Here is a 13,633-nt window from a genome sequence, read left to right as displayed (position 1 = left end):
GGTAATCGAGGACTTGTCACCTGCGTGCGCAACCAGATCCGAACCAACTGTCCGCGCGGATCAAGAGGATACCTCCCTGAGGTATGCCCGTGCCGTCTCCGGATCGATGAGCCAGGGCTCGTAGTCGGTGGGATCGTTGAACAACTGCGCGAACCGGTGCGCGACCCGCGGATTCTCCTGCGCCGCCTCCAGGGTCTCCATCACGTGCGGAGGCGGCGGCGCGAGCAGGTCGTTGTTGAACCGGGTGGAGTGCCGGGCGTAGTCCCAGTACCGCTCGAAACACGCCGCCATGAACTCCGCGTCGTACGGGAGGTCGCCGTGCTCGAGAATCGCCTCCTGGTAGGCGCGGGCGCAGTGCACGGCGTTGTTCGCGCCCTGCCCGCCGATCGGGTCGTTGGTGACCGCGGTGTCGCCCATGGCCAGCACGCGCTCGCCGGTCGGCAGCGTGCCGACGGCGTGCCGGACGATCGGCGTGATCCGGCCGGCCAGGAAGTCCTGCGGGCCGTCGGTCTCCGCGTCCTCGGCCAGCCCGGTCAGCCACGGGAAGAAGGCGCGCAGCTGGTCCTGGCACAGCTTGAGGTGCTGGTCGGCGTCGGTGACGCCGTCGAAGACGTCCATCGGACCGCCCGGGATCGCCGAGAAGTAGATGCTCAGCTTGATCCCGGTCGCGGTGAGCAGCGGCAACGCGAAGAACTCGCCGATCTCCGGCGCCAGCCCGAACGAGACGCCCTGGTAGAAGTCGTTCGGCTGGGTCACGTAGTGCGCGGTGATCGCGCGCTGCGGCTCCCGGTACGGCGAGCGCGAGTCGTCACGCGGGAAGGTGCTGTCGAACTGCGGCCCGCGCCCGGCGGCGACGAGCACCAGGTCGGCCGTGCGGGCGTAGCCGGCGAGGTCCTCCGGCGTGGCCCGGGCGATCCGCAGGTCACCGCCGCGCGCGACGAATTCCGTCAGCCAGAAGGACATCTTGAGCCGCTGGTCGACGGACTGCGCGGGATCGTCCAACGGCGACACCCAGGAGATGAACGGCTCGGCGTCGCCGGGCAGGCCGGCGCCGAAGCCGATGCCGACCACCGGCGGCACCTCGTCCTCCCAGTGGTTGAGCCCGAGCGCCCGCTCGTGCCGCAGCGCCGGCTCGAAAACGCATTGGCTGGACAGGATCCGCCCGTCCCGGATCTGCTCGGCGGTCCGCTCCGACACCACCGTCACCCGGTAGCCCTCGCCCAGCAGTCCCAGCGCCAGCAGCAGGCCGGCCTGCCCGGCCCCGACGATCACGATGTGCCGCAAGACTCTCCCCAATCCGCCCAGTGCAGGCCAGCCTAGGCCGAATTCGGGGCGGCGGGAGCGCCCTTTAGGGTGCCCTGATGAGCGAGGAGCCGTTACCGACCGCGCTGGCCGAGGTCAGCCGGGTCGAGTTCCCGTACGACAGCGACGACGACGTCGACTTCGAGCCCTACCAGCAGTTCATGCCGGTCGAGGAGAACGCGTTCTGGATTCCCCTCTGGACCGGCACGGACCTGCTGGATCCCAACGACTTCCGGGTGTTCGGGCAGGACGGCAGCGGCGGCTACGCGATCCTGTGGCTGGCGGCCGAGGACGAGCCGCTCACCGCGCAGCCGGTGGTGTTCATGGGTTCCGAGGGCGACCACGGGGTGATCGCCAGCGACCTGGGCGACTTCCTCTGGCTGCTCGCCGACGGCTCCGGCCCGTACGAGGCGGTCGCGGAGCCGGACCGGCCGTCGCGGCCCAACGCGGAGCTGACCGCCATCGCCGAGCGCCACGCACCGCAGGCGCGGAAGTCGGCGGCCGAGGTGATCGCGCTGGCGCGGGAGCGGTTCCCGCACTTCGAGCGGCTCATCGCCGAATCACTGGGCTGACCGGTAGGCCTGGCCGATCTGAGTGGGGACGCCGCCGGCCTGGTAGAGACCGGTGTCGTCCCCCTGCGAGGGCAGCGCGAACCAGGCGTACCGCTCCAGGTACGGCAGCGAGTCCAGCATGGCCGCCGCGTTCGTGACGAAGGCCGACTGCTGGGCCTGGGTCGGGAACTTCGGCGCGCCGCCGAAGTTGATCAACGCGAACTCGGTGAGCCAGACGGGTTTGTGGTACCGGTTGTAGACGGCCTGGATGTAGCTGCGCAGCTGGCCGACGGCGGCGGCGCTGAAGTCGTTGCCGTACCAGTGCAGCGTGATGAAGTCGACCCGGTAGCCGCGACCGGTCGCGCCGGTCATGAACTGGTCGAGCCAGCCGCCGGCGGTGTCGCCGCCGTAGGCGACGGCCGGGCTGCCCAGGCGCATCCCCGTCGCCTGGAGCTGCGGCCAGAGGTCCAACGCCTGCGCCGGCGTCATGTTCGACTGCTGGGCCATGTCCGGCTCGTTGAAGCCCAGCAGCACGCTGCCCTGGCCCTTGACCTGCGCCAATGTGGTCGCGGTGACGGACTTCGCGCCCCAGATCATCGGCACGTACTCGACGCCGGCCGGGGCGGGAATGGTGTTGTTGTTGGAATCCCAGTTGTAGAACCAGGTCGCGCCGACGTCCTTCAATGACGCGGTGGCGCCGTCGAAAGCCCAGGTGCTGACGCCCTTGCGGCCGGACGTCTGCGCCGGCTTCTGCTGCTGCGGCACCGCTTTGGTCGTCTCCGCCGGCTTGGCGGAAGTCGTGGTCGTGGTTGTCGGCGCGACGGTGGTGGTCGTCTTGGACGTCACCGTTGACGTGACGGTGGTGATCGGCGCGGCCACGGCGACCGGTTCCGGCTCGGCGTGCTTGGGGATCAGGACCGCCGCCACGACCGCCGCCACCGCGGCAGCCGCCACCAACGGCTTCGTCGCGGCGTGCTGCCACCACCTTTTCCGCAGCATCGCCGGCGCGGCCGGCGGCAGCGTGCCGAAGCTCGGCGGGATCGGGACCAGCGGAATGCCGAGCAGCAGGCGCTCGGCCGGCATCAGGTCGTCACGTAGGCAGAACCGGCAGTCGCGTATGTGCCGGACCATTCGCTTGCGCCACAACGGACTCGGCCGGCGGTCCCAGTCGCCGGCCAGCTGCGCCAGATCCGGGCACCGCTGCCGCAGCGCCCGAACCACCAGGCGGGCGGCGTCCAGCTTGGCCTTCATCCGCTGCACGCGGACGGCCGTGTGCTGCGGCGTCAGCCCCAGGCCGGCGGCGACCTCCGCCCGGGTCAGCCGGCCCGCCGCCTCCAGCCACCACAGCGACAGCAGCTCGCGCTCGTCCTCCTCCAGCCAGCGCGTCGCATCCGCGAGATCCTTGCGCTGGTCGACCAGGTGCAGCCGGTCGATCGTCAGGTCGGCGAAGTCCGCGCCCGGGTCGGCGATGTCGTCCACCGGCGGGAAACCCTCGCCGCTGCCGTGCCGCTTGCGGACCTCGCGCAGGGCCGTGACCACCAGCCAGGACCGGAAGTTCGCCGGGTCGCGCAGCTCCGGCAGGCCGTCCAGGACCGCCAGCATCGTGTCCTGCACGACGTCGTCCACGTCCGGGTGGCCGACCATGGCCCGGCCGACGATGTTGTAGACCAGCGGCAGATAGGTCGCCACCAGCTCGTCGAGGGCATCCGCGCGCCCCTTGCGCGCGGCGATGACCAGGTCCCATTCGTCGCTCATCGCACTCCCGGCCGCGAGACGGAATCAGACCGCATGCTCGCACTACGCCGGGAGGTGATCCATGTGTTCAACTCCACTGGCCGCATGACCAGCGGATAACCGTTTTTCGAGCTCAGAGAATGTGCCGGAAGGCGGCGTCGGCGACGCTGGCGGGCACCTCGTGGCCGCCGGAGAACTCACGGTAGTCGACGCGGTAGCCGACGATCCGCAGCGCCGGCACGATCCGGCGGCTGGTGGCCTCGATCGGCAGCACTCCGTCGTCCCGGCCGTGCGAGACGAACACGTTCGGCCGGCCGGCGCGGGCGCCCGGCGCCACGAATCCCGGTGAGAAGGCGATGACGTCCTCGAACAGCGTGCCGTTGACCAGGCCGAGCGACAGCGCGTACGAGCCGCCGTCGGAGAAGCCCGCGATCGCGGCCGTCTTGATCTCGAAGTGCTCGAACAGGTCGGCCAGCGTCCGGTCCAGCGACTCCACGTCCGGCCCGAAGTTGCCGTGGATCGCGTCCCAGCTGCGGGCCAGCGACTTCGGCGCGTAGACCAGCGCGTTCCGGTCCCGCATGACCTTGAGCGCCCGCTCCGGCGTCGAGCCCGCGCCGTGCAGCAGCACCACCAGCGGCACCGGCCCGTCCGGCAGGTCGGCGGGCACGTGCGCGAGTCCGTCACCGAACTCGTGCGTGCCCGCCGCCAGCCGCTCGCGGGTGGCTGTCCCCGGCCGTGCGGCCAGTTCGCCGAGCCGCCACCCCGTACCCAGCTGCGCCGTCGTGCCCATGACCCACCCTCCCGCCTTGTACGACCCTTGTCGTACGTAACCGCGGCGGCGCGGGATGGATTCCCGAGGTGGACGATTAGGCAGGGGATGCTTTCCTGCCCGCGCGGCTACGCTGCCGGTTCGCACGAGTCGCTCGGCCCCGCCGCTGCCTGGAGCGGTTGCTGGATTTCGATCGCCCGCCACCCGACGCACCACGTCGAAACCCGACGCGGGCGATCGAAATCCAGCAAGCGAAGGCAGCGGGTCCGAGGGGCCGAGCCGCGACGCCGAAGGCGGCGCCACTAATACGCCGAGCCGCGACGCCGGAGGCGGCGCCATCAATACGACTTGGGGAGGCCCAAGGTGTGCTGCGCCACGTAGTTCAGGATCATCTCCCGGCTCACCGGGGCGATGCGCCCCAGCCGGCTCGCGCCGAGCAGCGCCCCGAGGCCGTACTCGGTGGCGAGGCCGTTGCCGCCGTGCGACTGGATCGCCTGGTCGACGGTCGTGGTGGCGGCCTCGGCGGCGGCGTACTTGGCCATGTTGGCGGCCTCGCCGGCGCCCTTGTCGTCGCCGCTGTCGTACAGCGCGGCCGCCTTCTGCGTCATCAGCCGGGCCAGCTCCACCTGGATCGCGCACTGCGCCAGCGGGTGGGAGAGGCCCTGGTGGGCGCCGATAGGGGCGTCCCACACCTTGCGCGTCTTGACGTACTCGGTGGCCCGGCGCAGCGCGTTGCGGGCGACGCCGGTGGAGAACGAGGCGGCCATGATGCGCTCGGGGTTGAGGCCGGCGAACAGCTGCCCGATGCCGGCGTCGGGCGCGCCGACCAGGGCGTCGGCCGGCAGGTGGACCTCGTCGAAGAACAGCGTGAACTGCTTCTCCGGGGACACGATGTCCATCTCGATGGGCTGGAACTCGAAGCCGGCGGCGTCGGTCGGCACGATCATCAGCGACGGCAGCAGCCGCTGGCCCTTGGAGTCCACGTGCCGGGCGACGACCAGCACGGCGTCCGCCTCGTCGACGCCGGAGATGTAGGTTTTGCGGCCGTTGAGGACCCACTCGTCGCCCTCGCGGCGAATGGAGGTGGCCAGCTTGTGCGAGTTGGAGCCGGCGTCGGGCTCGGTGATCGCGAACGCCATCTTGGTGGTGCCGTCGGCGAAACCGGGCAGCCAGCGCCGCTTCTGCTCGTCGGTGCCGAAGCGGGCGATGATCGTGGCGCAGATGGCCGGCGACACGACCATCATCAGCAGCGGGCTGCCGGCCGCGGCCAGTTCCTCGCAGACGGCCGCGAGGTCGCCGATGCCGCCGCCACCGCCGCCGAACTCCTCCGGCACGGCGACGCCGAGGTAGCCGAGCTTGCCGGCCTCGGACCACAGCTCGGTGGTCTTCTCGCCGGCCCGCGCCTTGGCGGTGAAGTACTCCCAGCCGTACTTCGACCCGAAGTCGAACGCGGCCTTGCGCAGCGCCTGCCGCTCCTCGCTCTCCACGAAACTCATGCCTGCTCACCCTCCACGACCGCGAGCACGGCGCCCGCCTCGACCTGCTGACCTGCCTGCACGAGCACCTCGGCGACGGTGCCGCCGGCGGCGGCCACCACCCGGTGCTCCATCTTCATCGCCTCCAGCACGAGCAGCTCCGCGCCGGCCTCGACCGCGTCGCCCGGGGTCACGGACACCCGCACCACGGTGCCCGGCATCGGGGCGACCGTCGCGCCGTCGGCGATCTTGTCGGTGGGGTCGGGGAAGCGCGGGACCAGCGTCAACGCCAGCGGACCGACGTACACGGTGTCGCCGTAGCGGGTAACCTCGTAGCGCTGCCTTATACCGCCGACGTCCAGCACGACCTCGTTTTCGCTGGCCTTGACCAGCTCGACGCCCTCGGGCTCGACGAGCTTTCCGTCGCGGTCGAAGCGATACGTCACCTCGGCCTGCTCGAAGGCGGTCTTCTGCGGCTGGGACGGGATGTTCCGCCATCCCAGGGGGAACCTGCCACTCCTGCCGTGAGCCAGCGCGACGGCCGCCGCCAGCGCGTGGCGGTCCACATCGGACACCAGCGGCGTCGACAACACGTCCAGGCCGACCCGGTCCAGGAAGCCGGTGTCGGTGTCGCCAGCGAGGAACTCCCTGCTGCGCAACACGTTCACCAACAGGTCACGGTTGGTCAGCACGCCGTGGATCTTGGCTGAGTCCAGCGCGGCGGACAGTCGCCGCGCGGCGGCGGCCCGGTCCGGACCCCAGGCGATGACCTTGGCCAGCATCGGGTCGTAGTGCACGCCGACGACCGACCCGTCCTCGACGCCGCTGTCCAGCCGCAGCCCGAACTCCCGCGGCACGGCGAACTCGGCGTCCACATCGGACAGTGCGAACCGGTGCAGGGTGCCGCTCTGCGGCCGCCAGTCGTGCGCCGGGTCCTCGGCGTAGAGGCGGACCTCGATGGCATGGCCGGTGGGCGATGGGCGGTCCGCCGGCAACTGGGCACCCTCAGCGATGGCCAGTTGCCAGCGAACCAGGTCGATACCGTACACGCACTCGGTCACCGGGTGTTCCACCTGGAGCCGGGTGTTGACCTCCAGGAAGTGGATGCTCCCCTTGGCGGACAGCAGGAACTCCACGGTGCCCGCGCCGACGTAGCTGATCGACCGCGCGGCGGCGACCGCCGCGTCGAACAGCCGCGCCCGGATCTCCGGTGTGACGGCGGGGCTCGGCGTCTCCTCGACGATCTTCTGGTGCCGCCGCTGAATGGAGCATTCCCGCTCCCCCAACGCCCACACCGTGCCGTGCGAGTCGGCGAGAATCTGCACCTCGACGTGCCGCGCGCCCTCCAGCAGCGGCTCGCAGAACACCGTGCCGTCGCCGAACGCGGACTCGGCCTCGCGACGGGCCGCAGTGACTTCCTCACGCAACGTGGACAATTCGCGCACGATCCGCATGCCGCGGCCGCCGCCGCCGGCCGATGCCTTGATCAGCACCGGCAGGTCGTCCTCGGTCACCGTCTCCGGGTCGAGTTCGGCCAGCACCGGCACGCCGTCGGCGGCGACGCGCTTCTTCGCCGCCACCTTGGACCCCATCGCCTCGATGGACTCCGGCGACGGACCGACCCAGGTCAAACCGGCGGCCAGCACCGCCCGCGCGAAGCCGGCGTTCTCCGACAGGAAGCCGTAACCGGGGTGCACCGCGTCCGCGCCGGTCGCCTTCGCGGCGGCGATCAGCGCGTCGACGCGCAGGTACGTCTCGGACGGCGCCGCGCCTGGCAGCCGCACGGCGTGGTCGGCCTCGGCGACGAACGGGGCGTCGGCGTCCGGGTCGGAGAACACGGCGACCGGCGAGATGCCGGCCAGCCGGCAGGACCGGAAGACCCGGCGGGCGATCTCGCCCCGGTTGGCCACCAGCAGTCGAGTGATCATGGCCCTCACATCCGGAAGACGCCGAAGCCCTCGGCGCCCTTGACGTCGTTGCTGTGCACCGCGGACAGGCACAGGCCCAGCACGGTTCGGGTGTCCCGCGGGTCGATCACGCCGTCGTCGTACAGGCGGCCGGACAGGAACTGTGCCAGCGACTGCGACTCGATCTGGCCCTCGACCATCTGCCGCATGGCGGCGTCGTGCTCGTCGTTGTACGGCTGGCCCTTCGCCGCGGCGGCCTGCCTGGCGACGATGGACAGCACGCCGGCCAACTGCGCCGGCCCCATCACCGCCGACTTGGCGTTCGGCCAGGTGAACAGGAACCGGGGCGCGTAGGCGCGTCCGCACATGCCGTAGTTGCCGGCCCCGTAGGACGCGCCCATCACCACGGTCAGGTGCGGTACCTTGGAGTTGGACACCGCGTTGATCATCATCGAGCCGTGTTTGATGATGCCGGCCTGCTCGTAGGACGCGCCGACCATGTAGCCGGTGGTGTTCTGGAGGAACAGCAGGGGCGTGTCGGCGCGGTTGGCGAGCTGGATGAACTGCGTCGCCTTCTGCGCCTCCTCGCTGAACAGCACGCCGCGGGCGTTGGCCAGGATGCCGATGGGGTAGCCGTGCAGGCTGGCCCAGCCGGTGACCAGGCTGTCGCCGTAGCGCGGCTTGAACTCGTCGAAGTCGGAGTCGTCGACGATGCGCGCGATGACTTCCCTGGGGTCGAAGGGAATCCGCAGGTCCGTCGGCACCAGGCCGAGCAGTTCCTCGGCGTCGTGACGGGGCCCGCGGACGTCGGCCTTCGGCTCCGGCCCGCGCTTGCGCCAGTTCAGGCGGGCCACCACGCGGCGGATGTTGCGGATCGCGTCGACTTCGTCGGCCGCGACGTAGTCGGCCAGGCCCGAGACCTTGCCGTGCATGTCCGCGCCGCCCAGGGCCTCGTCCTCGGCCTCCTCGCCGGTGGCCATCTTGACCAGCGGCGGGCCGCCCAGGAACACCTTGGAGCGCTCCTTGACCATGATCACGTAGTCGGACATGCCCGGCACGTACGCGCCGCCGGCCGTGGCGTTGCCGAACACCGCCGTGACGGTGGGGATGCCGGCCGCCGACAACCGGGTGAGGTCGCGGAACATCTGGCCGCCGGGGATGAAGATCTCGGCCTGGCTGGGCAGGTCCGCGCCGCCGGACTCGACCAGGCTGATCACCGGCAGCCGGTTGGCCAGCGCGATGTCGTTGGCCCGCAGCGTCTTGCGCAGAGTCCACGGGTTGCTCGCGCCGCCGCGCACCGTCGGGTCGTTGGCCACGATCAGGCACTCGACGCCCTCGACCACGCCGATGCCGGTGACCACGCTCGCGCCGACCTGGTAGTCACTGCCCCACGCGGCCAGCGCGGAGAACTCCAGGAACGGCGCGTCCTGGTCGACCACCAGCTCGATACGCTCGCGGGCCAGCAGCTTGCCGCGCTTGCGGTGCCGCTCCACGTACTTCGGGCCGCCGCCGGCCAGCGCCTTGGCGTGCTCGGCGTCCAGCTCGGCCAGCTTGGCCAGCAGCGCCTCGCGATTGGCCTTGTGTTCCGGGCTGGTCGCGTCCACGGTGGACTTCAGTGCTGTCATCAGGCGAATCCCATCCTGCGCGCGGCCAGCTCGGCCATCACCTCGCGGGCGCCGCCGCCGATGCTGAGGATGCGCGCGTCCCGGTAGTGTCGTTCCACTTCGGACTCCCGCAGGTAGCCGGCGCCGCCGTGCAGCTGCACGGCCTCGTTCACGACGAAGTCGCAGGCGTCGGTGCTGGCGTTCTTGGCCATCGACACCTCGGCGATGACCTCCTCGCCGGCCGCCACCTTCACCGCGACCTCGCGGGTGTAGGCGCGGGCCAGCGCGGTGCGCTGGGTCATCTCGACCAGCTTGTGCCGCACCACTTGGCGGCTGATCAGCGGCCGGTCGAAGGTGACGCGGTTGCGGACGTAGTCCACGGCCAGGTCGAGGCAGCGCTGCGCGGTCGCGTACGCCTGCACGGCCAGCGACAGCCGCTCGACCTGGAACTGCTGCATGAGCTGTGGGAAGCCGCCGTTCTCGGGGCCGACCAGGTTGACCACCGGCACCCGGGCATCCGAAAAGGACAGTTCGGCGGTGTCGGAGCAGTGCCAGCCCATCTTCTCCAGCTTGCGGCTGGCGGTGAAGCCGGGCGTGCCGCGCTCGATCACCAGCAGGCTCACGCCCTGGTAGCCGGCCTCGCCGGTCCGCACGGCCGTGGTGACGAAGTCCGCGCGCGTGCCGGAGGTGATGAACATCTTGCTGCCGTTGACGATGTAGTGGTCGCCGTCGCGAACCGCCTTCGTCCTCAGCGAGGCCACGTCCGAACCGCCGTCGGGCTCGGTGACCGCCAGCGAGCCGATCTTCTCGCCGGCCAGCGCCGGCTTGACGAACCGCTCGATGTGGTCGGCGTCGCCGGCGGCGACGATGTGTGGAATGGCGATGCCGTGCGTCATGAGGCCCGCGATCAGCCCGGACGAGCCGCCGGCCTGGATCATCTCCTCCGTCACCACAACGGTGTCGAGCAGGTCGCCGCCGCTGCCGCCGATCTTCTCGTCGAAGCCGATGCCGAGCAGGCCGACCTCGGCCGCCCTGCGGTGCAGCGCTCTCGGCAGCTCGCCGTCGCGCTCCCACTGGTCCAAATTGGGGCGGACCTCGCGCTCGACGAACGCGCGCACGGTGTCGCGCAGCTGTCGGCGTTCCGGGGTGTCCCAGGGACTCACACGCTCACCTCGACCGATCGGAGCCACTCCCCCAGCGCCTTTGCCTGGGGATCGAACCGGGTGCTGGCCGCGACGCCCTCGCCGAGCAGGCCGCGGACCATGAAGTTGACCGCCCTGAGGTTGGGCAGCGGATACCGCTGCACCGTCAGGTCTTTCAGCTCCGGCAGCAGCTCCTTGAGCAACTTGGTGCTCAACGTCTGCGACAGCCAGGCGTAGTCCTCGTCGGTACGGGCCCAGACGCCGAGGTTGGCGTCGCCGCCCTTGTCACCGGACCGCGCCCCGAACCGCTCGCCGATGCGGAACCGCTCGGTGGCAACGGGTTCACCGTCGGGCTCGACGCTCTTCGGTGCTGCCGCCGGCATGGTCTGCGGCGGCGGTGTCACCTCGACACGCCGATCGTCCGGCAACACGACCGTGTGCGCAATCGCTTGCTGTGAGAGGAAAGCCGCCGAGAACACCCCGAACGGCGTGGCATCGCTCGGCGGCGCGGTGACGTGGAATCCGGGGTAGGAGGCCAGCGCCAGCTCCACCGCCGCCTGCGAGAACACTCGTCCCGATCGCTTGCCGTCAGCGTCCTTGATCGTCACGTGCAGGAACGCACTGGCCGCTTCCTCAGTGCGCGGCTCGTCCTGCGCCACCGTGCCCAGGCTCCACGTCACGCCGTCGGCGCCGATCCGCTCGGTGAGCTGGCGCTTCACCAGGTCCGCCTTGGCCTGCACGTCCAGTCCACACAGGACGAACGTCATCGAGTTGCGGAAGCCCCCCAGCCGGTTCAGGGACACCTTCACGTCCGGCGGCGGAGGTGTGCCCTTGACTCCGCTGATGCCGACCCGGTCCGGGCCCAGTTGCGTCAGCTCGATGGTGTCGAAGCGGCTGACCACGTCCGGGCCGAGGTAGTCCGGGCCGCCGATCTCGTACAGCAGCTGGGCCGTCACGGTCTCCGTGGTCACCGCGCCGCCGGTGCCGGCGTGCTTGGTGATCACCGCCGAGCCGTCGGCCTCGATCTCCGCGATCGGGAAGCCGGCGTGCAGCAGGTCTGGAATCTCGGTGAAGAAGGCGAAGTTGCCGCCGGTCGCCTGCGCGCCGCACTCGATCACGTGCCCGGCGACGGTGGCCCCCGCGAGCCGGTCCCAGTCGTCGCGGGCCCAGCCGTAGTGCGCCGCCGCCGGTCCGACGATCAGCGACGCGTCCGTCACCCGTCCCGTGACCACGACGTCCGCGCCCGCGTTCAGCGCCTCGACAATGCCCCAGCAGCCCAGATAGGCGTTCGCCGTCAGGAATCCGTCGAACTTCGACCGCACGTCGTCACCCTCGACGTGCGCCACCGTCACGGTGATGTTCAGCCGGTCGGCCAGCTCGCGGATCGCCGCCGCCAGCCCCGCCGGGTTCAGCCCGCCGGCGTTGGTGACGATCTTGACGCCGCGCTCGACCGCCGTTGCGAGCGTGCCCTCCAGCTGGCGCAGGAAGGTCTTCGCGTAGCCCTTGGTCGGATCCTTCATCAGGTCGCGGCCGAGGATGAGCATGGTCAGCTCGGCCAGGTAGTCGCCGGTCAGCACGTCCAGCGGGCCACCCTCGAGCATCTCCCGCACCGCGTCGAAGCGGTCCCCGTAGAACCCGGAGGCATTGCCGATTCGCAGCGTTGAATTCCTTTGGGTCATGAGAACTCCCCCGGCTTCCGCCCCGCACCAGGCAATCCCGCGAACGCCTGCGCCACCCGTGCGAACTGCTCCGCCACCGGGCCGACCACCGTCAGGTCGAGGTCGTCGCGGTGCCGGCGCTGCGTGACCAGGTAGCAGAAGTCCAGCGCCGGCCCGGTGATCCGGTTTGCCGCGCCCTCGTCGTTCCACGTCCACGTCTCGCCGCCGGGTCCGGTCAGCTCGACCCGGATCGGCTCGGTCGGCGCCGGCAGCCCGTTGACCTGGAAGGCGAATCCCGCCGCCCGCACGCCGATGTGCGCCACGTGCCTGAGCCGGGCCGTCGGCTCGCGGCGGACGCCGAGCGCGTCGGCGATGTCCGTGCCGTGGGCCCAGGTCTCCATGATCCGGGCCGTCGCCATCGACGCCGGCGCCATCGGCGGGCCGAACCAGGGCAGCTTCTGTCCACTCGGGACGCCTCCAAGCGCTTGCGCCAGCTCGGTTCTCCCCTGTCGCCACTGCGCCAGCAGCTCCGCCGGGTCCCGCCGCGACCACTCCTCGGCCGCCTCGTCGACGAAGCCCGTCGGATTCGCCTGCGCCCGCTTCACCGTCTCCGCGAAGGCGTCCTCGTCGGTCGCCGCCAGCGCCGCCTGCCGATCCGTCCACGCCAGGTGCGCCACCTCGTGCGCGATCGTCCAGCCCGGCGCCGGCACCGCCGTCGCCCACCGGTCCTCCGGCAGGTCCGCCACCAGCTCGTCGGCGCTCGCGCTCTCCGCGACCAGATCCGCCAGCAGGGCGGAGATGTCCGTCATGACTGCTCCTTCAACACGCTGTCGAGCATCGACGCCCATTGCCGGACGATCCGGGCCCGCCGCCGCGAGTCGTCCGTCAGCTGGTTGGCCAGCGCCAGGCCGCGGGCGAGGTCCAGCGTCGCCTGCACCGTCTCGCGCACTCCCGGCCGCTTCTCGTCCGCGCCGAGCAGCTCCACCGTCAGCCGGTGGCACTGCCGTCCCAGCCGGGCCTCCAGTTCCACCACCACCGGCTTGAGCTCCGGATCCGTCCTCGCCGCCACCCACAGCTCCAGCGCCGCCGTGAACATCGGGCTGGCGAAGAAGTCCACCACCAGCTCCACCACCGCCTGGGTGCGGTCCGCCGCCTTCGCCACCAGCTCCGACTGCCGCAGCAACTGCTCCGCGCTCTCGTGGCCGACGTACTCCACCGCCGCCGTCACCAGCTCGTTGCGTGTGCGGAAGTGGTGCAACTGCGCGCCGCGCGACACCCCCGCCCGCTCCGCCACCAGCGTCGTCGTGGTGCCCGACCACCCGTTCTCCACCAGGCAGTCGACCGTCGCCTCCATCAGCTTGCGCCTGGTCTCGCGGCTGCGGTCGGCCTGGCGCTGCCGCGTCAGCTCCGGTGCCATGCGCCGAGTCTTCCGCCCAACTAACAAACAGTCAAGACTGATTGTTAGTTGGGCGGAGGTTCGTGTCGATCGGG

General features: G+C 70.9%; 11 protein-coding genes. 1 reads left to right on the top strand and 10 read right to left on the bottom strand.

Going from position 1 to position 13,633, the window contains the following annotated elements; all coding sequences use genetic code 11:
• Positions 1-60: 60 nt before the first annotated feature.
• Positions 61-1,284: a styrene monooxygenase/indole monooxygenase family protein gene (locus BCF44_RS24085; protein WP_116176623.1), complete on the bottom strand. Its 1,224-nt coding sequence runs from the start codon at positions 1,282-1,284 to the stop codon at positions 61-63.
• Between the two features lie 77 nt (positions 1,285-1,361).
• On the opposite strand from BCF44_RS24085, the gene BCF44_RS24080 reads away from it, so the two are divergent.
• On the top strand, positions 1,362-1,874 hold the full coding sequence (locus BCF44_RS24080; protein ID WP_116176622.1) for an SMI1/KNR4 family protein: 513 nt from the start codon (positions 1,362-1,364) through the stop codon (positions 1,872-1,874).
• Here BCF44_RS24080 and BCF44_RS24075 read toward each other — a convergent pair.
• From BCF44_RS24075 to BCF44_RS24035, 9 genes are all read right to left on the bottom strand, one after another.
• Complete coding sequence (locus BCF44_RS24075) at positions 1,863-3,608, bottom strand: sigma-70 family RNA polymerase sigma factor (protein WP_116176621.1); 1,746 nt, start codon at positions 3,606-3,608, stop codon at positions 1,863-1,865. The genes BCF44_RS24080 and BCF44_RS24075 overlap by 12 nt on opposite strands.
• A 112-nt stretch (positions 3,609-3,720) precedes the next feature.
• On the bottom strand, positions 3,721-4,377 hold the full coding sequence (locus BCF44_RS24070; RefSeq protein ID WP_116176620.1) for an alpha/beta hydrolase: 657 nt from the start codon (positions 4,375-4,377) through the stop codon (positions 3,721-3,723).
• Positions 4,378-4,694: 317 nt separating this feature from the next.
• Complete coding sequence (locus BCF44_RS24065; RefSeq protein WP_116176619.1) at positions 4,695-5,852, bottom strand: acyl-CoA dehydrogenase family protein; 1,158 nt, start codon at positions 5,850-5,852, stop codon at positions 4,695-4,697.
• A complete protein-coding gene (locus BCF44_RS24060; protein WP_116176618.1) occupies positions 5,849-7,759 on the bottom strand; it encodes an acetyl/propionyl/methylcrotonyl-CoA carboxylase subunit alpha in 1,911 nt (636 codons plus the stop codon). The genes BCF44_RS24065 and BCF44_RS24060 overlap by 4 nt, the downstream gene beginning before the upstream one ends.
• Before the next feature lie 5 nt (positions 7,760-7,764).
• Positions 7,765-9,363, bottom strand: coding sequence for an acyl-CoA carboxylase subunit beta (locus BCF44_RS24055; RefSeq protein WP_116176617.1), 1,599 nt, complete (start codon positions 9,361-9,363; stop codon positions 7,765-7,767).
• A complete protein-coding gene (locus BCF44_RS24050; protein WP_116176616.1) occupies positions 9,363-10,505 on the bottom strand; it encodes an acyl-CoA dehydrogenase family protein in 1,143 nt (380 codons plus the stop codon). The genes BCF44_RS24055 and BCF44_RS24050 overlap by 1 nt, the downstream gene beginning before the upstream one ends.
• Positions 10,502-12,163: an acyclic terpene utilization AtuA family protein gene (locus tag BCF44_RS24045; protein WP_116176615.1), complete on the bottom strand. Its 1,662-nt coding sequence runs from the start codon at positions 12,161-12,163 to the stop codon at positions 10,502-10,504. Before BCF44_RS24045 ends, BCF44_RS24050 begins: the two co-directional genes overlap by 4 nt.
• On the bottom strand, positions 12,160-12,951 hold the full coding sequence (locus BCF44_RS24040) for a TIGR03084 family metal-binding protein (protein ID WP_116176614.1): 792 nt from the start codon (positions 12,949-12,951) through the stop codon (positions 12,160-12,162). The genes BCF44_RS24045 and BCF44_RS24040 overlap by 4 nt, the downstream gene beginning before the upstream one ends.
• Complete coding sequence (locus BCF44_RS24035; protein WP_116176613.1) at positions 12,948-13,559, bottom strand: TetR/AcrR family transcriptional regulator; 612 nt, start codon at positions 13,557-13,559, stop codon at positions 12,948-12,950. The genes BCF44_RS24040 and BCF44_RS24035 overlap by 4 nt, the downstream gene beginning before the upstream one ends.
• Positions 13,560-13,633 lie beyond the last annotated feature (74 nt).

The sequence above is a fragment of the Kutzneria buriramensis genome (assembly GCF_003387475.1).
GTDB lineage: Bacteria > Actinomycetota > Actinomycetes > Mycobacteriales > Pseudonocardiaceae > Kutzneria > Kutzneria buriramensis.
Note: the sequence above shows the minus strand (reverse complement) of the source record. Positions and strands in the feature narration are given on the sequence as shown.